General features: G+C 68.7%; 1 rRNA gene and 1 pseudogene. One reads left to right on the top strand and one right to left on the bottom strand.

The annotated features are described in order from the left end of the window. Positions 1-666, top strand: a pseudogene (locus ADL08_RS37155) (hypothetical protein); the annotation flags it as partial. Between the two features lie 6 nt (positions 667-672). Here the strand turns inward: ADL08_RS37155 and rrf are convergent. After that, positions 673-767: ribosomal RNA gene (gene rrf / locus ADL08_RS11705) — 5S ribosomal RNA — on the bottom strand; the annotation flags it as partial.

Genomic DNA, 767 nt, shown 5'->3' with positions numbered 1-767 from the left:
CCGGAACGAGGGCCGCTCGCCGCCACGGTCGTCACGACGCTCGTCACGACGGAAGCCGCCACCGCGGTTGTCGCCGCCCCGGTTGTCACCACCGCGATCATCACGACGGAAGCCACCACCGCCACGGTTGTCGCCGCCCCGGTCGTCGCGACGGAAGCCGCCACCGCCACGGTTGTCGTCGCGCCGGTCATCACGCTGGTACGAGGGACGCTCATCGCGCCGGAACGAGGGCCGGTCACCGCCCCGGTCGTCACGACGGAAGCCACCACCGGCACCACGGTTGTCGTCCCGGCGGAACGGCGGACGGTCGTCACGACGGTCATCGCGACGGAAGCCGCCACCGCGGTTGTCACCACCGCGGTTGTCACCACTCCGGTCATCGCGGCGGTCGTCGCGACGGAAGCCACCGCCACCGCGGTTGTCCCCGCCACGGTCGTCACGGCGCGGCCCACGGAAGCCGCCCCGGTCGCCACCACCACCGTCCCTGCGACGCGGCTCGCGCTCCGGACGGTCGTCGGGAGAGTTGGTGGGCATGGTCGTGACTCCTGTCTTCGGGTACTGCAGTCATTCTCGCGCAGCCGGCACTCCGCCGCGCAGTGGAGAAAAATCAAGGAAAAACAAAAGGACCCCTGGTCCCAGCATGAACGCTGGGACCAGGGGTCCTGAAGAATTGTTCGGCGGTGTCCTACTCTCCCACAGGGTCCCCCCTGCAGTACCATCGGCGCTGAAAGGCTTAGCTTCCGGGTTCGGAATGTAACCGGGCGTTT

Source organism: Streptomyces sp. NRRL F-6492, from assembly GCF_001280125.1.
GTDB lineage: Bacteria > Actinomycetota > Actinomycetes > Streptomycetales > Streptomycetaceae > Streptomyces.
The sequence above is the reverse complement of the archived record's forward strand: the minus strand, read 5'-3'. Positions and strand labels throughout refer to the sequence as shown.